21 protein-coding genes are annotated in these 18,796 nt (G+C 67.9%); 11 read left to right on the forward strand and 10 right to left on the reverse strand.

From position 1 onward, the window contains the following. The first annotated feature begins 39 nt into the window (after window positions 1-39). Genes ACQPYM_RS41535 through ACQPYM_RS41545 form a run of 3 tightly spaced genes read left to right on the forward strand, consistent with a single transcriptional unit; the run spans window position 40 to window position 1,771 of the window. On the forward strand, window positions 40-540 hold the full coding sequence (locus tag ACQPYM_RS41535) for a hypothetical protein (protein WP_433012737.1): 501 nt from the start codon (window positions 40-42) through the stop codon (window positions 538-540). Further along, on the forward strand, window positions 537-1,160 hold the full coding sequence (locus ACQPYM_RS41540) for a transcriptional regulator (protein WP_433012740.1): 624 nt from the start codon (window positions 537-539) through the stop codon (window positions 1,158-1,160). The genes ACQPYM_RS41535 and ACQPYM_RS41540 overlap by 4 nt, the downstream gene beginning before the upstream one ends. After that, a complete protein-coding gene (locus ACQPYM_RS41545) occupies window positions 1,160-1,771 on the forward strand; it encodes an HAD family hydrolase (RefSeq protein ID WP_433012743.1) in 612 nt (203 codons plus the stop codon). Before ACQPYM_RS41540 ends, ACQPYM_RS41545 begins: the two co-directional genes overlap by 1 nt. 57 nt (window positions 1,772-1,828) lie before the next feature. Here ACQPYM_RS41545 and ACQPYM_RS41550 read toward each other — a convergent pair whose 3' ends face one another. Then, entirely contained in the window at window positions 1,829-3,274 is a 1,446-nt protein-coding gene (locus tag ACQPYM_RS41550) for a pre-peptidase C-terminal domain-containing protein (RefSeq protein ID WP_433012746.1), read from the reverse strand. 307 nt (window positions 3,275-3,581) lie between these two features. Between ACQPYM_RS41550 and ACQPYM_RS41555 the strand changes: the two genes are divergently transcribed. Beyond that, on the forward strand, window positions 3,582-4,220 hold the full coding sequence (locus ACQPYM_RS41555) for a dihydrofolate reductase family protein (RefSeq protein WP_433012749.1): 639 nt from the start codon (window positions 3,582-3,584) through the stop codon (window positions 4,218-4,220). On the opposite strand, the gene ACQPYM_RS41560 is transcribed toward ACQPYM_RS41555, so the two are convergent. Genes ACQPYM_RS41560 through ACQPYM_RS41570 form a run of 3 tightly spaced genes read right to left on the reverse strand, consistent with a single transcriptional unit; the run spans window position 4,221 to window position 6,156 of the window. Then, window positions 4,221-5,342: a zinc-dependent alcohol dehydrogenase family protein gene (locus ACQPYM_RS41560; protein WP_433012752.1), complete on the reverse strand. Its 1,122-nt coding sequence runs from the start codon at window positions 5,340-5,342 to the stop codon at window positions 4,221-4,223. It abuts the gene before it with no gap. Beyond that, the gene (locus tag ACQPYM_RS41565) at window positions 5,339-5,755 is read right to left on the reverse strand and encodes an acyl-CoA thioesterase (protein WP_433012755.1); all 417 of its coding nucleotides are present in this window, start codon (window positions 5,753-5,755) and stop codon (window positions 5,339-5,341) included. Before ACQPYM_RS41565 ends, ACQPYM_RS41560 begins: the two co-directional genes overlap by 4 nt. Window positions 5,756-5,805: 50 nt before the next feature. After that, complete coding sequence (locus ACQPYM_RS41570) at window positions 5,806-6,156, reverse strand: VOC family protein (protein ID WP_433012758.1); 351 nt, start codon at window positions 6,154-6,156, stop codon at window positions 5,806-5,808. A 119-nt stretch (window positions 6,157-6,275) separates the two neighbouring features. Here ACQPYM_RS41570 and ACQPYM_RS41575 point away from each other — a divergent pair, with 119 nt between their 5' ends. After that, entirely contained in the window at window positions 6,276-7,205 is a 930-nt protein-coding gene (locus tag ACQPYM_RS41575) for an acyl-ACP desaturase (protein WP_433012761.1), read from the forward strand. Between the two features lie 90 nt (window positions 7,206-7,295). Here the strand turns inward: ACQPYM_RS41575 and ACQPYM_RS41580 are convergent, their stop codons facing one another. Beyond that, the gene (locus tag ACQPYM_RS41580) at window positions 7,296-7,922 is read right to left on the reverse strand and encodes a MerR family transcriptional regulator (RefSeq protein ID WP_433012764.1); all 627 of its coding nucleotides are present in this window, start codon (window positions 7,920-7,922) and stop codon (window positions 7,296-7,298) included. Between the two features lie 75 nt (window positions 7,923-7,997). Between ACQPYM_RS41580 and ACQPYM_RS41585 the strand changes: the two genes are divergently transcribed. Further along, window positions 7,998-8,465 (forward strand): DUF4188 domain-containing protein, encoded by a 468-nt coding sequence (locus tag ACQPYM_RS41585; RefSeq protein WP_433012767.1) that lies wholly within the window; start codon window positions 7,998-8,000, stop codon window positions 8,463-8,465. Window positions 8,466-8,478: 13 nt separating this feature from the next. Then, window positions 8,479-9,759, forward strand: coding sequence for an MFS transporter (locus ACQPYM_RS41590; RefSeq protein ID WP_433012769.1), 1,281 nt, complete (start codon window positions 8,479-8,481; stop codon window positions 9,757-9,759). Here ACQPYM_RS41590 and ACQPYM_RS41595 read toward each other — a convergent pair. Genes ACQPYM_RS41595 through ACQPYM_RS41610 form a run of 4 tightly spaced genes read right to left on the reverse strand, consistent with a single transcriptional unit; the run spans window position 9,737 to window position 14,179 of the window. Beyond that, a complete protein-coding gene (locus ACQPYM_RS41595; RefSeq protein ID WP_433012771.1) occupies window positions 9,737-11,140 on the reverse strand; it encodes an ABC transporter permease in 1,404 nt (467 codons plus the stop codon). The genes ACQPYM_RS41590 and ACQPYM_RS41595 overlap by 23 nt on opposite strands. Continuing rightward, window positions 11,137-11,829, reverse strand: a complete 693-nt coding sequence (locus ACQPYM_RS41600) for an ABC transporter ATP-binding protein (protein WP_433012773.1) — start codon at window positions 11,827-11,829, stop codon at window positions 11,137-11,139. The genes ACQPYM_RS41595 and ACQPYM_RS41600 overlap by 4 nt, the downstream gene beginning before the upstream one ends. Then, window positions 11,826-13,124, reverse strand: coding sequence for a peptidoglycan-binding protein (locus ACQPYM_RS41605; protein WP_433012775.1), 1,299 nt, complete (start codon window positions 13,122-13,124; stop codon window positions 11,826-11,828). The genes ACQPYM_RS41600 and ACQPYM_RS41605 overlap by 4 nt, the downstream gene beginning before the upstream one ends. Then, window positions 13,121-14,179 (reverse strand): hypothetical protein, encoded by a 1,059-nt coding sequence (locus ACQPYM_RS41610; protein WP_433012777.1) that lies wholly within the window; start codon window positions 14,177-14,179, stop codon window positions 13,121-13,123. The genes ACQPYM_RS41605 and ACQPYM_RS41610 overlap by 4 nt, the downstream gene beginning before the upstream one ends. A gap of 111 nt (window positions 14,180-14,290) precedes the next feature. Between ACQPYM_RS41610 and ACQPYM_RS41615 the strand changes: the two genes are divergently transcribed. Genes ACQPYM_RS41615 through ACQPYM_RS41625 form a run of 3 tightly spaced genes read left to right on the forward strand, consistent with a single transcriptional unit; the run spans window position 14,291 to window position 17,307 of the window. Then, entirely contained in the window at window positions 14,291-15,004 is a 714-nt protein-coding gene (locus tag ACQPYM_RS41615; protein WP_433012779.1) for a response regulator transcription factor, read from the forward strand. After that, complete coding sequence (locus ACQPYM_RS41620) at window positions 14,994-16,868, forward strand: sensor histidine kinase (protein ID WP_433012781.1); 1,875 nt, start codon at window positions 14,994-14,996, stop codon at window positions 16,866-16,868. The genes ACQPYM_RS41615 and ACQPYM_RS41620 overlap by 11 nt, the downstream gene beginning before the upstream one ends. A gap of 13 nt (window positions 16,869-16,881) precedes the next feature. After that, window positions 16,882-17,307, forward strand: a complete 426-nt coding sequence (locus ACQPYM_RS41625) for an MmcQ/YjbR family DNA-binding protein (protein WP_433012783.1) — start codon at window positions 16,882-16,884, stop codon at window positions 17,305-17,307. Here ACQPYM_RS41625 and ACQPYM_RS41630 read toward each other — a convergent pair. Further along, window positions 17,304-17,984: a DUF6518 family protein gene (locus ACQPYM_RS41630; RefSeq protein WP_433012785.1), complete on the reverse strand. Its 681-nt coding sequence runs from the start codon at window positions 17,982-17,984 to the stop codon at window positions 17,304-17,306. The genes ACQPYM_RS41625 and ACQPYM_RS41630 overlap by 4 nt on opposite strands. A gap of 82 nt (window positions 17,985-18,066) precedes the next feature. Here ACQPYM_RS41630 and ACQPYM_RS41635 point away from each other — a divergent pair, with 82 nt between their 5' ends. Continuing rightward, window positions 18,067-18,789, forward strand: a complete 723-nt coding sequence (locus ACQPYM_RS41635; protein WP_433012787.1) for a hypothetical protein — start codon at window positions 18,067-18,069, stop codon at window positions 18,787-18,789. Window positions 18,790-18,796: the final 7 nt, after the last annotated feature.

An 18,796-nucleotide genomic window follows, 5' to 3' on the forward strand; every position in this document is an offset into this window, starting at 1 on the left:
GGTAGGCCGGCTCGTAGTAGGGCGCCTAGGGATGCTGCTTTGGGGCCGCAGGTGTTTGCGATCGCGTTGGTGAGGGGGATGATCACGTGGGGAGCGTATCAACAAAATGTTGACAACAAATTGTTGATGGCGGAGGATCCTCCCATGGCTCGTAAGGATGACGTCGCGAAGGTTGCGACGACCGATCACGCTCAGGCGCGACGCGAGCGGGAGGCTAGAGAGCATCTTCTTCGGCTCGGAGCTGACCAAGTTGATGCCCGGCCTTGGCGGGCTGCGCCTGTGCCGTTGTCTGCGGTTGATTTGGGTCAGTTTGCGTTGTGGCGGGCTTCTGAGTTGGAACCCGAAGGGGTTTTGAGTGCGCTGGCGTTGTTGCCGGCGGCGCGGGCTGAGGTTGACGGGCTTGAGGCTGGGCTTTTGTTTACGGCACGTAGCGCGGGGCTGACCTGGGCGCAGATTGCGGAGGCGATGGGGTTCAATTCGCCGCAGGCCTGCCAGCAGCACTACGACCGGCTTACCGCGAGGAAGAGCGGTGACTCATGACGGCCTCCTCCCCTGAACTGCTGACCCTGCATGCTGTCCGCATCAGTGGGTTTGCCGATACGTCTGTTATTGCGCGGCGTTTCGGGCTTGATCCGGCTGAGACCGTTGAGACTCTGCGCGATGCTGAGGCCTATGGGTGGGTGTCGTACTCCGCGTTCGCCGGTCTGGAGGGCTGGTCGTTGACCGAGTCGGGGCGTAAGGAGAACGAGCGCCAGCTTGCGGTCGAACTCGCTGCGACCGGTCGCGAGGATGACGTTGCCGAGATCCATCGCGACTTCTTGCCGTTGAATGGCCGCCTGCAGCGGGCCTGTACGGACTGGCAGCTCCGGTCCGTACCCGGTGACCGGCTCGCCGCCAACGATCATGCCGATCCTGCCTGGGACGGCCGCATCCTCGACGAGCTGAGCGCCATCGGCCAGGCCCTTGGCCCGCTCACTGCCCGCCTCGACGGCATACTCGCACGCTTCGCTGGCTACCACTCCCGCTTCAGTACGGCGCTGGACCGCGCCAGGGCAGGCGACAACGGATGGGTCGACCGCTCCGACGTCGATTCCTGTCACCGGGTCTGGTTCGAACTCCACGAAGACCTCATCGCAACCCTTGGCCTGGTCCGGCACTGATGACGATTAGGCATGTGCTGTTCGACGCTGACGGAGTACTGCAGGACATTCCCGGTGGGTGGTACGCCGCGATGGAGCCCTATCTCGGGGAGCGGGCGACGGAGTTCCTGCACCGGACTTGGAAGGATGAGTTGCCGGCGCTGGCTGGGCAGGAGGACTACATGCCTTTGCTGGCAGCCACGCTTGCGGAGTACGGCGTCAGTACGCCGGTTGGCGTGATCTACGAGGACGTGTGGCACCGCATCGTTCGCAACGAGGAGTCGTTTGCGATCGTCGAGAGTCTGCGGCGGAACGGGTACGGCGTGCATCTCGGCACGAACCAGGAGAAGTACCGGGGCGGGCACATGCGCACCACGCTCGGGTACGACGCCCTCTTCGACGTCAGCTGCTATTCGTACGACCTAGGTGTGGCCAAGCCCGACCCGGGCTTCTTCACCGAGGCTGCGCGGCGGATCGCGGCTGATCCGGCCGCGATCCTGTTCATCGACGACAGAGCAGTGAACGTCGAGGCGGCACGAAGCGCGGGGCTCGCGGCCGAAGTCTGGGAACTGTCCCAAGGCCACGAGACTCTGCTGGCGCTCCTCACCCGCCACGGCATCACAACGGGCTGAAGTGCGGCCGGGACATGTGGGCGGGGCGAGCGGCCACATGTCCCGGGGCACGGTTTGTCAGCCGGCGGTGACCTTGACCGAGTACGCGCCGCGGCTTCCGTAGGTGGAGTAGCCGGTGTTGAGCGGGCTGGCGTAGCCGGTGTTCTCGATGCGGAGGTAGTACCGGCCGGCCGTGACCTGGCGGTTGATGCTGGCGCTCAGGCCGGTCGGCGTGGCGGAGTTGCTCTGGCCGGCTGCCGGGTCGGCGGTGGCGAGGACCGTTCCGGCGGAGTTGAGCAGCTGGAGCTTGATGTCCAGGTTGGCACCGGATGCCGCCGCGGCGGCCGCGAACGTGAAGGTGCCTGCCGACAGGTCGACCCGGAAGGTGTCGACATCCGAGTCGTTGGCGTAGACGCCCTTGACGGCCGTGCCGAGCGTGAGGGCAGTCGCGTCGGTGGTGCCGTTGCCGTGGTCATCGCTACGCAGGGCCAGGCCGTTCTGACCGGCGACCACGAAGTCGTCTTGCTTGTTGTTCGCACCGGAGTACGCGCCCTTGCTCCACTGGCTGATCGCCTTGGAGTAGCCGACACCCATGATCGGTGCCCAGGCGCCGTGACCGGTGTAGTAGCCGACCGACGAGGTGCCGTCGTGGCTGAGTCCGAGGTTGTGACCGGCCTCGTGCGATGCGGCCTCGGCGATGTTCTTCGCGCCCGTACCGACGCCCTTCGTGAACACGAGTGCGGGTTGGTAGTACGAGTGCCGAGACGGGTCGTCGTAGACACCGACGTACGCGACACCACCGCAACCACAACCGGACTGGTACCAGCTGGTCGGGTCGATCAGGACCCGCGTGCCGTACTGCTGATCCGTCGAACCGGACCGCGTGATGGCCGACTCAGCCGGCGCCTGCGTCGTCACATCGACGTCGAACGGGGCGTAGTCCTCGGCGATCCGGGCCCACACCTCCCGTACTACGTTCTGCTCGGCGGTGCTCCAGTTGGCGGTGTTGCCGTCGGTGTCGTACGCCGTGACGTTGACCCTCGACGGCTTGCCACCCGTGTTCCAGGCGGTGCCGGTGATGGTGTGACCGTCGAAGTCCAGGTAGATGACCCGGTTCGAGCCGGGCTTGCTGTGCAGCTCGAAGGCGGGTCCGGTCGCGGCGGCGACGGCCTGAGTGGCCCACTTCGGCGACTTGGCCGTGGCCGAGGCGGACCGCTCCTTGGCGGTGGCCATCGGCTCGGCGTAGAACAGCTTGCCGTCCTTGTCCAGCCAACTGGTCTTGTCGGTGGCCAGGATCCGCTGCAACTGCTGCTCGCCCAGGCCGTTGCGCTCGGCCAGTTCGGCGAGTCGCGGCTGGACCTTGCCGAGGGCGGCTTTACCCTGGAGCGGTTGCCCGAGCAGTTTGTCGAGCGGGACCGGGTCTTGCTCGGCATTCGCCTGGTTGCCGGCCACGACGGCCAGCGCTCCGAACAGAACGGCACCGGTGCCGACGAGCGCACCGGTTCGGCGGAACCTGCTGTGCATCTGGGGGTCCTCCTCAGGGACTCCTGACGGTTCCGTGGCGATGACGCCGGCGGGGCGGAACCGTCGTTGCCTCACTTGTGGTGCGCAGCCGCGCACTCTGCGTAGAGTGCCCCATCGCTTGCCGCCCTGTATACGTTTTTCCGCGGACTTAACGTTCTCCAGAGGCTGTTCCGGGCCAATTCAGACTCACTGACACCGCAGCGGTTCACTGTGAGGTGGCTCACACCGCGGGTTGTGTCGACTGGCCCCACCGCTGCCCGACGCATCGTCGAAAGCATCAATCAGCACCGACGAAACGGAGACAACCATGAAGCTCACCCTGCACACCTTCCTCAGCATCGACGGCGTCATGCAGGGCCCCGGCGGCTTCGAGGAGGACCGCAGCGGCGGCTTCGACCGCGGCGGCTGGCTGATCCCGTACGGCGACGAGGTGATGGGCGAGATCGTCGAGGGCTGGTACGCCAAGGCGGACGCCATCCTGCTCGGCCGGACGACGTACACGATGATGCAGGAGTACTGGTCGCAGATCGACGACGGCAGCAACACCGCCACCGGGCTGAACAACCTGCCGAAGTACGTCGCGACCTCCACGCCGCTCGAGCCGGTCTGGAACAACAGCACCACACTCACGGGCGATGTCATCAAGCAGGTCGAGGAGCTGAAGGCCCAGCCCGGCGGCGAGCTCCAGATCCACGGCTCGGCCGCACTGGCCCAGTCGCTCCACAAGGCCGGCCTGATCGACGAGTACCGGCTGCTGACCTTCCCGGTCGCGGTCGGCACCGGCAAGCGGCTGTTCACCGAGGACGCGCCGGCGATCGGCTTCAAGCTGGTCGAGAGCCGGGTCACCAGCACCGGAGCGACGTACTCCGCACTGAGGCCGACGCCGTTCCAGACCGGCGAGGCCGTGATCGAGGACGGCTCCTCGACCTTCTCGGTCGACTCGTGACTACAGGACGAGCACCTGGCGGATCGCCGTACCGGCCGCAAGGGTGTCGAAGGCCTCGTTGAGGTTTTCCAGGCGGACCGTGCAGGTCAGCAAGCGGTCGACCGGCAGGCGGCCCGCCTGGTAGAGCGCGATGTACCGCGGGATGTCTCGGCTCGGGACCGCCGAGCCGAGGTACGAGCCCTTGAGCGTGCGCTCCTCGGCGACCAGGCTGACCGCCGGGATGCTCAACTGTTGCGAAGGATCCGGCAGGCCGACGGTCACCGTCGTACCGCCGCGGCTGGTCGCCGCATAGGCCTGAGCCAGTACGGCGGCGCTGCCGACGGTCTCGATCGCGTACTGCGCGCCGCCGCTGGTCGCCGCGCGTACCTGCTCGACGATATCGTTGCCTCGGGCATCGATTGCGTGGGTGGCGCCTAGTTCGCGGGCGAGGGCGAGCTTCTCGGGTACTACGTCGACGGCGACGAGCGGGTGGGCGCCGACGAGGGCCGCACCGAGGAGCGCGGACAGGCCGACGCCGCCGAGACCGAAGACGACGGCACTCTGACCGGCCTGCACGCGGGCGGTGTTGACGACCGCGCCGACGCCGGTCATCACCGCACAACCGAAGAGGGCGGCGATCTCCGGTGGGAGGTCCGGGTCGATCTTCACTGCGGATCGTGCCGAGACAACCGCATGGTCCGCAAAGCCGGACACTCCAAGATGATGATGCAGATGCTGTTCATCCACAGTGCTGAGGCGGCGGGTGCCTGAGAGGAGGGTGCCGGCGGCGTTGGCGGCTGCTCCTGGTTCGCAGAGGGCGGCGCGGCCTTCTGCGCAAGGGCCGCAGGTGCCGCAGGCAGGTACGAAAGCGAACGCCACCGTGTCGCCGACCGCGAATCCGGATGCTTCCGACTGCACCACCTCGCCGGTTGCCTCGTGGCCGAGCAGCATCGGCATCACGCGCGGTCGCGAACCGTTGATCACCGAGAGGTCCGAGTGACACAACCCGGCCGCCCGGATCCTGACCAGCAACTCGCCCGGCCCAGGTGGCGCGAGCTCGACTTCCTCGATCGCGAGCGGCCGCGATTCGGCGTACAGGCTCGGCAGCCCCATCTCCCGCAGTACTGCGCCTCGCACGATCATCCGGCGATCCCTTCCAAAGCGACGCGGATCGGGTCGGGGATCGGCACCGGCCGGCGATCGGAGCGGCCCACGAACACGTGCACGAACCGCCCGTTCGCCGCGGGCTCCGCGGAACCGCCACGGAACAAGCCGATCTCGTACGTCACGCTGGAGTTGCCCAGCTTCGCCACCCGCAGCCCCGCGTCGACCGGATCCGGAAACGCGAGCGACTGCTGGAAGGTGCACTGCGACTCCACGCACAACCCGATCACGTCGCCGCGATGGATGTCGAGCCCACCGACGCGGATCAGGAAGTCGTTGATCACGGTGTCGAAGAAGCTGTAGTACTCGACGTTGTTCACATGCCCGTAGACGTCGTTGTCCTTCCACCGCGTACTGATCGCGAGGAAATGCGGATACCCACTCCGATCCATCCACCCACCCTAGAGCGCCCAACCGCACGCCGACCGGTCCGCCGGAGCGGTCAGTCCTGCCAGAGGCCGATGCGGTTGCCGTCCGGGTCGAGGAAGACGGCCATCCGCCCGAGGCCGGGGACTTCCCACGGCGGGACTGCTGTCTTGCCGCCGAGTTGCTCCGCGTGGGCGAGGGATGCGTCCACGTCGGGCACGGAGAAGTAGGTGACGACTCCGGCCGGGTGGGTCTCGTCCTGTTGCCCGATACCGCCGGGCAAGGTGTTGTCGTCCGGGTCGATCAGCGCGTAGTTGAGCGCCTCGATGACCTGCAGGCGCCAGCCGAAGAGTTGCGTGTAGAAGGCGCGCGAGGCGGTGGCGTCGTGGGCGGTGATGTCGATCCAGGCAGGGTGTTTGTTGTCCATGCCCGTACGTCGGAGCCGCGCGCGGCGGCTCGACATGGCGGCACCAAACCTACGCTTGCGTAACTTACGGTGCCGTAGGGTGGAGGCTGACCCAAGGGGCACCGACGAAGGAGATCCCGGTGAACGAGAAGCTGGTGACCAACCTGCTGCACGAGCTGGAGCCTGTCGTCGAGGAGAACCTCGAGCGGCATCTGGCGATCACCAAGAACTGGAACCCGCACGACTACGTGCCGTGGAGCGAGGGTCGCGACTTCGCCTTCCTGGGTGGTGAGGACTGGTCACCGGAGCAGTCCCGGCTGGATCCGGTCGCCAAGGTCGCGATGATCACCAACCTGCTGACCGAGGACAACCTGCCGTCGTACCACCGCGAGATCGCCACCCAGTTCGGGCTGGACGGGCCGTGGGGCACCTGGGTCGGGCGCTGGACCGCGGAGGAGGGCCGGCACGGGATCGCGTTGCGCGACTACCTCGTCGTCACCCGCGGCGTCGACCCGGTCGAGCTCGAAGTGGCCCGGATGGCGCACATGACCGCCGGGCACCAGGTCGACAAGAACATGCTCGAGGCGATCGCCTACGTCAGCTTCCAGGAGCTGGCCACTCGCGTCTCGCACCGCAACACCGGCAAGGCCACCGGCTGCCCGATCGCCGACCAGCTGCTGGCCCGGATCGCGACCGACGAGAACCTGCACATGATCTTCTACCGCAACCTGGTCGCCGCCGCGTTCGAGTCGGCGCCGAACGAGACGATGCGCGCGGTCGTCAACGAGGTCCGCGACTTCTCGATGCCCGGCGCCACGATGGAGGGCTTCGCCCGCAACTCGGTGACGATCGCCAAGGCCGGCATCTACGACCTGCGCCTGCACCACGACGAGGTGGTCGCGCCGATCCTGCGGATGTGGAAGGTCTTCGAGCGCGAGGACCTGTCCGGCGACGGCGCCAAGGCCCGCGACGAACTGGCCGAGTTCATGGCCGCCCTCGACGCCCAGGCAACCCGCTTCGTCGAACAACGCACCCGCCTCCTGGAACGCCAAGCAGCCCGCGCCAACTAACCTCACCACGCAACACCCGCTCAGCCCGTACTGCGTACGCCGCGCCGGCGCCCGCTCGGTCCGTACTGCGGGCGCCACGTCGGAGTTCGCTCAGCTGGGTAGGTGCGCTGAGCCGTAGCGGTGGGCTGATGCGCTCTGTTGCGCCAGCCGCCGGAGGGCGAGCAGGACCGGTCCACCAAGAGCTGTGACGAGGACGGTGTTCTCCACGGTTTGCTGGCGGTCACCGGCCGGCAGCTGAGCTACTTCGGCCTCGGCGACCTGCGCCGCTGCGGACGCGTAGATCTCCAGCAGCTCGTCGTCGAGGTGATACCCGACCTTCTCCAGCGCATCGAGCGCGCCGGCCAGCAGGATGCGGTCCTGCGACTCCGAGTACACCAGCCACCCCCGGTCGGCGATCAACTCGTCGACGCGAAGCCGGGACTCGACGGTCGCGGTCAGATCGTCCGGAATCAGCGCGCTGTGCGCCGCGCCCAAGACCTCGTGAAGATCCGTGGACTCCTCGTCCACCTCGGCAAGCACGCTGCGCACCCGAGCCAGCGACAGGCCGCCGGACTCCACCAACGCCCGGATCAACCGCAACCGGCGCACGTGCGATTCGTCGTACCGGGATCTGGTCGCGCCGACCGCCTCGCCGGGCGCGAGCAGGCCTTCGCGCAGGTAGTACTTGATCGTCGCGACCGGCACCTCGGTCCGCCGGGACAGTTCAGCGATCCACATTCCTCGTCTCCCTCTTGACGTTTGGAGAGTAGCACTGTCCAATATTGGAGAGTCAAACTATCCAAGGGGAGAGCCATGATCGAGGGACGACAGACCGCGGCGTACGACCAGGAGCTGGTGGTCTTCCTGATCGGCTTCCGGGTGAACAAGCTGCGCGCGTGGCGGCACTGGCTGCCGGTGTTGAAGGCGATGGGCCCGATGCTGCGCGAGCTGAGCATGGACCCGGACAGCGGCCTGCTCGGCTTCCGCACCTTCCCGACCGTCCGCGGCGTGACGATGATCCAGTACTGGGAGTCCGCCGAGAAACTGCAGGCCTTCGCCAACGACCCCGAGCGCACTCACCGGCCGGCTTGGACCAACTTCTTCAAGTACGCCTACAAGTCCAACGCCGTCGGCATCTGGCACGAAACCTACGTCGTCCCCGCCGGCCACACCGAAACCATCTACGGCAACACGCCACTGATCGGCCTCGGCCGGGTCGCCGGCGTAGTACCGGCCAACCACCGCGGCCACACTGCCGCCGAGAGGCTGAGCCGGGGGTAGTTACAGTGCAGGCGTGCAGTTCATCCGGGATCTTGGCAGGCTGCTGCGGCGTGGGGATTTTCGCCGGCTGTTTGCTGTTCGGTTGAGCTCGCAGTTCGGGGACGGGGTTTTTCAGGTAGCGTTGGCGTCGTACGTGTTGTTCTCCCCGGAGCGGGCGCCGGATGCCGCGGCGATTGCCGGGTTGTTCGCGGTCGCGTTGTTGCCGTTCTCGGTGCTCGGGCCGTTCACCGGGGTGTTGCTGGATCGGTGGTCGCGGCGGCAGATTCTGTTCGGGGCGAACCTGACCCGGGCCGGGCTGGTGCTGGTGGTCGCCGGGATTGTTGCTCTTGGCAACGCCGGGGTGCCGTTCTATCTCGCCGTACTGCTGACGCTCGGAGTCAACCGCTTCCTGTTGTCCGGACTGTCGGCCGGTTTGCCGCACGTGGTCGAGACCGACGAGCTGGTGATGGCCAACGCGGTCACGCCCACCTCCGGTACCGCGTCGTTCCTGATCGGTGGTGGATTCGGGGCCGGGATCAAACTGGTCTCCGACTCCGACCTGGCAGTTCTCGGTACTACGTCCGCCGTGTACGTCGTCGCTGCCCTGCTCGCGTTGCGACTGCGGCGGAACCAGCTCGGCCCGGACCTGACCGGTGCGGAACCCGGTGTGGTGGAAGCGATCCGGGGCATCGTCGCCGGGTTGATCGACGGCGGCCGGCATCTCAAGGAGCGGCGGCAGGCGGCGCTCGGGCTGGCCGCGATCGGTTCGCTGCGGTTCTTCTTCGGCCTCGTCACGGTCGCGATGATCCTGCTGTACCGCAACAGGTTCTACGGTCCCGACGAGCTGGACCAGGCGTTCGGCGCCCTGGCGATCGCGACCGGGGCGATCGGCGCCGGTCTGTTCGTCGCCGCGCTGGTAACACCGTGGGCGACCCGCGTGCTGACATTGCGCCGCTGGATCACGGTGCTGTTCGTCGCGGCAGCGGTGGTCACTGCTTTTCCCGGCGGGCTCTACACGCAGCCCGCGATGCTGGTCGCCGGGTTCCTCACCGGGTTCTGCGCGCAGGGCGTGAAGATCAGCGTCGACACCCTCGTCCAGACGGGTGTCGACGATGTCTACCGCGGTCGGGTCTTCTCGCTCTACGACATGATCTTCAACGTCGGGCAGGTGTCGGCCGCCGCGCTCGGCGCCGTCATCCTGCCCGACGACGGGAAGTCGTACCCGGTCCTCGCCTTCGTGGTGCTCGGCTTCCTGCTGACCGCGTTCGTGTACTCCCGCTGGTCCTCGGAGCTCAGGTCCCCCGCAGTGCGGTGATCGGCTGGATGGCGGAAGCCTTCCACGCCGGGTAGGTGCCCGCGATCAGCCCGATCACTGCCCCGAGCAACGGAGCGCCGAAGGTCAGCTTGTTGTCGAGGATCGGGGTCCAGTCCCGCAGCAGCGAGACGCCGACCGTCAGCAGTACTCCGACGGCCGTCCCGAGCAGGCCACCCAGGAATCCGACGATCACGCTCTCCACCAGGAACTGTCCGGCCACGTGTCTTCGCGCGGCGCCGAGCGCGCGGCGAAGGCCGATCTCCGAGACGCGTTCCAGGACCGACAGGAGTGTCACGTTGGCGATCCCGAGACCGCCGACCAGGAGTGCGACCGCACCGAGCAAGAGGAACAACGCGTTCAGATCGGACTCGACACCCTTGCGTACTCCGCCTTGCTGTGGCGGGGCGTCGACCTTGATCGCGCTCGGGTTGTTCGGGTCGATCGCGACCGGCGCCTGCTTGGCGATCAGCTGCGCCGCACCGACCGCCGTACGGATCTCGACCGAATCCGGTGCGGTCAGGTCGTAGGCCTGCTTGGCCGTGCCGTTCGGCATGATCACGGCGTCGAGCAGCTCGGCCTTGCCGTTGACCGAGTCGAGGATGCCGATCACGGTGTAGGCCTGGTCGCCGAGGAAGATGGCCGGCTGCGAGTCGACCCGGTTGATGCCGAGCCGCTTCGCCGCGTTCTTGCCCAGTACGACGACCTGGTCGGCGCGCTGGTCGTGGCCGGTGTCGAAGAACCGGCCGGTCTTCAGCACCGAGCGAACGGCGTCGAAGAGGCCACCCGAGGCGGCCATGACCTGCAGTTTGTAGCCGTCCTTTTGCCCCAGCCCGGCAACGCTGCGGACCAGCTCGTCACCGACGTTGACCTCGCTGACGGTGCCGGCCGCCTCGACGCCGTTCAGCCGGGAGAGCCGCAGCGGCGCGTCCCACGGCAACTCGGTCGCTGCCTCGCCTTCCTGCCCGCCGTCGTCCGGTGAGACGACCACTCGCGTCGCGGCGGCGAGGTCGAACCGCTGGGTGATCTGCCCGGCCGCGGTCTGCCCGAGCCCGACCGTCCCCACCAGCGCCGCGATGCCGAGCACCGTGCCGAGCGTGGTCAGGATCAACCGGGTCGGCCGAGCAGCAACCCCGGCCAGCGCCTCGTCGAGGAGATCACGCAGCGCCGGCCCACCCGTCAACCGCCGAGGGCCGGCAATCCGCCGTACGACGCCCGCAACAGCGAGCCGACCCGGCTTGCGTCTCCGCCGGGAAGTGGACGGCCCGCCGGCGGGATCCGGGAGGCCTGCTTGAGGATGTGCGAACGGCTCGCCGGCCTGCCGTGTCGGCGGCCCACCGGGTTCCTGCTGCGGTGGTGTGCCTTTGCGGCGGCGCCAGGTCACCATTGGAGAGTCCCGTCGATGATGCGGACCTGGCGTTGGGCTCGTTCGCTGACGTGGCTGTCATGGGTGATGACGGCCAGCGTCATGCCTTCGTGGTGCAGTTCGTCGAAGACTTCGAGGATCGCCTCGGCGTTCGCGCTGTCCAGGTTGCCCGTGGGTTCGTCGGCCAGCAGCAAACTCGGCTCCGCCACCAGCGCCCGTGCGATCGCAACCCGTTGCCGCTCACCACCCGACAACGTGCTCGGCCCGAACTCCATCCGGTGCGCCAGCCCGACCCGCTCCAACGCCACCCGGGCCCGCGTCATCCGCTCCTTGCGCGGCACCCCGACGTACACCATCGAGAGGGCGACGTTCTCCAGCACCGTCCGGTGATCGAGCAGATGGAACGACTGGAACACGAACCCGATCCGCTCCCCTCGCAGTACTGCGCGACGACGCTCCCGCAGGCTCATCGTGTCCACACCGTCCAGCCGGTAGACCCCGCCGGTCGGGTTGTCGAGCAGCCCGAGCAGGTGCAGCAGCGTCGACTTGCCCGAGCCGGACGGCCCCACGATCGACAGGTACTCCCCCTCGCGGATTGTCAGATCGACCTCGCGGATCGCCTGCACCTCGGGCGGTCCGGGGAAGAACCGCCGGACGCCGATCATCTCCACCACGGGCGCCGGCAGCGCCACCGCCGTCGCGGTCATTTGCCGACCACCACTTGGTCGCCCTCGGTCAGCTTGCCGTCGCCGGACGCCGTCACCTGCGCATAGCCGTCGGCGGTCAGCCCGACCTTGACCGCGACCAGCTCGACCTTGCCGTTCCGCAGTACTTCGACCCGCGACCCACCGTCGGAACCAGCCGACAACGCCGCAACCGGTACGGCGAGAACCTTGCCGTTGGTGCTCTTGACCGGGATGGTGACCCGGACGTTCGCCTCGCGCAGCCGCTCGAGCTGGGCCGGCGTCAGCGCTTTCGGCGCGATCACCACGGTGTACTCGTCCCCGCTGCCGGTGATCCGGCGAACGGTGGCCTGCACGATCGTCCCGTCACCGAGATCGAAGCTGGCCGGCATCCCGACCTTGAGCCGCTCCTTGGTCGCCGCGTCGACCTTGATCGAGACGACCAGCGACGCACCGCTGGCCGACATCACCACTCCGTTGACGGTGCCGCCCCGCTCCACCTTCACCTCGTCCACCCGGCGCGGGAGCGTCTTCACGTAGACGATCTCCGACACCGGCAGCGGCGTACCGGCCTTGAACTCGGCCTCGTTCTTCGCCTCCTGGGCGTCGGCCAGGTTCTCCTCCGCGTCGTCGACCGCGCCCTGCTGGACCGAGGTGTCCCCTTTGCCCGGACCGGCCTTGGCCTGTTTGAGCGCCGCCTTCGCCTGGCGCAACGCGTTCTTTGCCGCGTCCACGCTCTTGTCCGCGCCTTCGACCGCCTGCTTGAGCTGCTCGTCCGGCTCCGGTGCGTCGTACCCGGCAGCCTCGTAGAGCTCCTCGACCGCCCGCGCAGTACTGCTGTCGTACTTCGAGTCGACGGTGCCCGGGTCGTAGCCGAGCTTCTCCAGGGTCTGCTCCAGTTGCAGCACGTCCGGGCCTTTGGAGCCCGGCGCGAGCGAGCGGTACATCGGCAGTACGCCGGGCAGCCCGATCACCGGCCGGCCCGCGATCTCCAGCAGTGCCTTGCCTGCCTCGATGGTGGAGCCGACCTTCGGCACCTTGCCCGTCACCACGGCCGGTGTCTTCAGCCCACTCGTCTCGACCCGGATGTTCACCGCGCCGTCGAACGAGGTGTCTCCCCGGCCGACGACCTTGCTGGACAACGCCTTCTTCTCCACCGGCACGGTGATCTGCGAGGCCTTCGGCGGCGCGGTCTTGGCCGCCGCGTCCTCCGGCGACATCAGCCGGCTGCCGGCCGCGACGCCCACCCCGAGCGAGAGCGTCGCGACCGCGGAGACCCCGACCAGAACCCGGCGGCGGGATTTGGGTGACGCGGTCACCGCTCCGACACCGTGTCGCGGTACTGCTCGAGCTGGGTCTTGTTCGCCTCGACGAACTCCTTCTCCAGCTCGTACTGCGCCTTCTTGAACGGCTCCTCGAACTTCTTCTTGCAGGTCTGATCCGCCTTGGCGAGCTCGATCTCCTCCTTGCGCAGATCGGCCAGCTTGGCCGCGTCGACCTTGTCGAACGACGGCGGCCCGGTCACCACCGCCGGGCCTCCCTGGCTGGGTCCGCCCTTGCTCGCACCGGTCAGCTCGTCCAGCTTCTTGCTGATCTTCTCGCGGGGGTCGTCGGGCTTCTTGAAGCCGCTGTGTCCCGCATCGGCCAGGCAGTCCGACCACGCGGCGGTCGCGTCGATCACCCGCTGGTCGGCCTCGATCCGCTTGCGCAGCGCCTCGATGTCCTTGAACAGCGAGTCGAACTTCTTGAAGTCGGCGATCTTCTCGTCGCGCTTGCCGTAGACCTCCTCGGCCGCCTTGCCGCGGCAGCCGGCGTCGGGCTTCGCGGTCGAGCTCTTGGCGTCGTCCTTCGCGATGGCCACGTTCCCCTGCCCGAACTGGCCGTTGAGCGCCTTGTCGTAGGCCTTCTGGGCGGTCGGTGACAGCGCCTTGCGGATCTTCGTGTTGGGGTTGTTGTCGTCGGCCTCCCCCGCCTTGGACCAGTCGATCGTGCTGATGCCGTAGCCGTACTGCTCGGCGAACTTGTCCGGCGGCAGCTTGAACGCCTCGTCGAACTTCGACTTACCCTGCGACTCCGGCGGCACCGCGACGTACTCGAAACCGGCCGCCTTCATACAGGCGACGGTGGCGTCCTCGACCTTGCGCTGCTTGGCCAGCTGCTCTTCGGACGACTCCTGCGGGCCGCCACCGATCCGGACGGCTCGCATCATCCCGCCGCCTCCGCTACTCATGAAACCTTCGCCCATGTACTCCGCGAGCGGGCTCTTGTCGTCGCTCTGCACCGGTTCCTTGTCCGCGGCCGGACCATTGACCGCACCACAGCCGGCGAGGGCCAGTACAGCGACCAGCGAGAGCACTTTGCGTGAGTTCTTCATGGGTTGGAGCGTGGCCGGAAGACCGTGAAGAACCTGTGAAGGACCGATCAGCACCCGATGCTCTCAGCCGATCTTCATCGAAATCTCATGAAGATCAGTCACTCTCGAACCATGCCAGCCCGGATTCTCGTCGCCGAAGACGACCGGAAGCAGGCGGAGCTGATCCGGCGCTACCTGGAGCGAGAGGGCCATCTGACGGTCGTGGTTCACGACGGGCGGGCCGCGATCGACGAGGCGCGCCGGCGCAGCCCCGACCTGCTCGTGCTCGACGTGATGATGCCGAAGGTCGACGGCCTGGACGTCTGCCGGGTACTGCGCGCCAACCAGGGCGCCGACGGCGACGTACCGATCATCATGCTGACCGCCCGATCCACCGAGGACGACCTGCTGCTCGGCCTCGATCTGGGCGCCGACGACTACCTGACCAAGCCCTACAACCCGCGCGAGCTGGTGGCCCGGGTCCGGACCGTACTGCGCCGTACGCGTGGCCGCTCCGAGGGCGAGGTGTACCGGGTCGGTGGGCTGGAGATCGATCCGGTCAGGCATGAGGTGCGGCTGGACGGCGAGCTGGTCGAGGTGACGCCGGCCGAGTTCAAGATCCTGGCCTGCCTGGCCGCCTCGCCGGGGCGCGCGTTCTCCCGGCAGCAGTTGCTGGAGCACGCGTTCGGCTTCGACCACTACGTGTTCGACCGGACCATTGACGTCCATGTGATGAACCTGCGCAAGAAGATCGAGCCGGCGCCCGCCACACCGGCGTACCTGAAAACCGTGTACGGCGTGGGCTACAAGCTGGCCGACAAGGTGGTGGCTCCTGATGCGTCGTAGCGTCCTGCTCAGATTCCTCGGTCTCTCCCTGGCGGTGGCGCTCGGCGCGGTCATCGCGACTGCGGTGATCGCCACCTACAGCACGTCGGAGAAGCTGCAGGGCGAGATCGACCAGAACACCTCCCAACTCCAGGCCGACGGGGAGATCTACGCCCGGCTGAACTCGTACGCCGCTGACCACGCCACCTGGTCGGGCGTGGACAAGCTGGTCAACGCCCTCGCGGACAGCAGCGGCCGCCGGATTGCGCTCACCGACGCCGACGGAACCGTGATCGCCGACTCGGCCCGGATGCTCGGCGCGAGCCCGGGCCTCCCCTCGGTGCCGGCGGCAACGGTCGACGCGCGCGGGGAGAGCGATGCGCTCTTCACCGGCGCGGGCGTCACCGCCCGATTGTCGACGAAGGCGACCACGGCGGTCGCGGCCGGTGGCGGTGGGCAGATCATCGGTTCGCAGATGGTGGCTTCAGCGAGCTGGGGCATGACGGAGGACGAGCGGCGGGAGCGGGCGAGGCTCGCGCAGCAGGCGGTGACGTGCATGCGGGCGCAGGGCCGGCCGGCGCAGGTGATCGATACACCGGACGGCCTGCCGTTGCTTTCGTGGGACACCGGGCGGACCGAGGGTGGCTCCGCTGTGATGGAGATACAGAAGCCGTTCGGCCTCCAGAACGACCCCTGCGTGCCACCCGGCCTGTACGCCCCCAGCGCAAAGGCGACCGCCGTCAACGCCGACGCGGTTCGCCGGTCGACCGAGTGCCTGGACGCGGCAGGCGAGCCGTACAGTCTGAGCACCAATGCGGCTGACGGCCTCCTGGTGGTCAGCCCACCCGGCAGCAAACCCACCGAGGTGTCCGCGACCTTCGCGCAGTGCCTCCGCACCGCGCGCTCCGCGGCGCTTACTCCGTACGTCGCTCCGGAGGCCAAGCTCTATCTCGGCGCGAAGAGCTCTTTCAACGTGTTCTCCGGCGAAGGCCTGGCCCGTACTGCGGCCACCGCGCTCGGCGTACTCCTCATCGCGGCACTCGTGATGGTGTTCGCCGGACGCCGGCTGGTCCGGCCGATCCTGGCTCTCACCGGGGCGGCTCAGCGGATGACGAACGGCGACCATGCGGCCCGGGTCCCGGTGACCGGGCGGGACGAGGTGGCGCGGCTCGGGCATGCGTTCAACGCGATGGCGGAGTCGATCCAGCACCACGACCACCAGCGCAAGGCGATGGTCAGCGACGTGGCGCACGAGCTGCGGACGCCATTGGCGAACATCAAGGGCTATCTGGTCGCCTCCGAGGACGGCGTCGTACCGCTCGATCGGGAGCTGGTGACCTCGCTGCTGGAGGAGGCCGGGCTGCTCGAGCGGCTGGTGGCGGACTTGCAAGACCTTGCGCTGGCCGATGCCGGCAAGCTCCGCATCCACCCGGAGCTGAAGGATCTGGCCGAGCTCGCCCAGCAAGTGGTGTCGGCGCACCGGCCCGCGGCTGAGGCGGCCGGCGTGAGCCTGGTCGCCGAGGTGACCGGACCGGCGCCTGCCATCGTGGACAACGCCCGAGTCCGGCAGGCGCTCGGCAACCTGGTCTCCAACGCGATCCGCTTCACCCCGGCCGACGGCACGGTGCTGGTCGGCGTACGCCGCGTCGGTGACGGCTACAGCCTGACGGTCACGGACAACGGAGCGGGTATCGCGGAGGAACACCTGCCGTACCTGTTCGACCGGTTCTACCGCGCCGAACACTCCCGCAGCCGTACTACGGGTGGCAGCGGACTCGGGTTGGCCATCACCAAGCATCTGGTCGAGGCGCATCGCGGCACGATCTCGGCAACCAGCCGGTTGGGGCACGGCTCGAGTTTCACCATCTACCTGCCCGCGAGGTAAATAGACTGCGGGGATGGCAGCCAAGCGAAGCCGGAAAGCCCGGGTGGCGGACGTGCACGCCGTCGCGTCGGGGATGCCGCACGTGACGGTTGAGAAGGGTGGCGGGGAGAACCCGGTCTACCAGGTCGGTGGCAAGTCGTTCGTGTTCTTCCGGACGCCCCGGCCGGACGCGTTCGATCCGGAGACGGGCGAGCGCTACGACGACGTGATCGTCTTCTGGGTGCCGACCGAGGAGGACAAGCTCGCGCTGGTGTCGGACGAAAGCAACCCGTTCTTCACCACGCCGCACTTCGACGGCCACCTCTCCGTCCTGGTCCGCGCCAGCCGCCTGGGCGAGCTGACCCTGCAGGAACTCACCGAGGTCATCCAGGACGCCTGGCTCTCCCGCGCCTCCAAACGCCGAGCCACCACCTGGCTGGAGGAGCACCGCCTCGCCTAGGCGGCCAGCAGGGCGTTGAGTAGGCGGTAGAAGGCCATGCCCAGTAGGCCGAGTGGGAACAGTAGGAGCAAGCCGGTCAGCCGGTCGCGGTTGGTTCGGGCGAGCATCATCGGGGCCAGGACCGCGAGCACGACCTCCACCAGGCCGGAGGCGTGCTTGTTCTCCACCTGCCAGAGGAAATAGATGCCCTCGGCAAGGAAAGCTCCACTCAGCAGCGCCACCGCGACGACCGGCCGGCGGAGCTGCCAGAACCGTCCTTCGTAGCGCAACGAGCTGCCACCAGTGCTCAACCAGCTCCCTGTACTCCGTACCTGGCCGGCCGCGCTCCACCAGCTGCCTGCGACCCCGAAGACGGGACCGCCCACGAGCGCGGCGAACAACCAGACCGCCATGGTCGACGCGGAACTGGTGACGTCGTCGATGAAGCGAGCCGACGCGTAGTACCCGGCCAGAGCACCCACGAGGGTGATGAAGCCGAGTACTGCGGACCAGCCCGGCGGCAGGCGTAGTACGGCGGTGACTGTGAAGGCGAAGACGACCCAGACGACGCCCGAGTTGGCCAAGGTGTTCCAGTTGCCTGGCAGGTGGGCCTGCAGGTGCTGGGTCGCGAAACCCAGCGCAAGGCCCACCACCAGGGCGACGACGAATGCCCTGACTACCCGTGAACGATCGGTCACCGGAACAGTCTGCTGCACGGCGCCGCGCACCGCAGCCTCCGGCACGCCCCGGAATGGACCGCTCGCTGTCACACTTGGGGCTGTGAGCTACCCCCCGCCGCCCGGCCCTTCGGACCCGAGGCCTCAGGATCGCCCTGGTCAGAACCCGGGCTGGCAGTCGCAGCCGTACCAGCCGCAGGGCGGGAACTGGGCAGCTCCGCAGTACGGCGGACCGCCGCGCAGGAGCCGGGCCGGGCTGATCATCGTCGTCATCATGATTCTGCTCGCTGTCATCCTGGGGATCGGCGGCCTGGTGGCATATCGCCTGACCGCCAGTGAGAGCGGCAGCGGCGGTGGCCCCGCGCCTGCGGCTCCCCCGGTCAGTTCGCCGGCGAGCACGGTGCCCCCGACGCTGCCGCAACGGTCCGTCCCGACGACGGTGCCCTCCAAGGTGCCGTCGACAGCACCTTCGAGAGTGCCGCCGACGGCGACGACCAAGCCAACCCAGCCCGCACCGACCAAGCCGGGAGGCAAGGTCACCAACGCGGCCGGCGCGGCTAGCCTGGCCGCCACCTTCGTCAGCCGGCTGAACGCCGGCAACACCGACGCGGCGGCCGCGATGGCGTGCGAGGACACCAAGGAGATCGTCCCGATCCTGATCAAGACCTGGATCAAGTCACCGACGAACCTGGTCGCCTCCGACGTGGCCGTCGGTCAGGACCCTTACCTGCTCACGATCTCCGGGACCACCAACGGGAAGAAGATGAGTGGCATGGTGATCGTCCAGAGCAGCTGCATCCGGGCCTTCAGCCTGTCACCTTCCTGAGCACCGG

Source organism: Kribbella sp. CA-294648 (genome assembly GCF_050943845.1).
In the GTDB taxonomy this organism is placed as follows: Bacteria; Actinomycetota; Actinomycetes; order Propionibacteriales; family Kribbellaceae; genus Kribbella.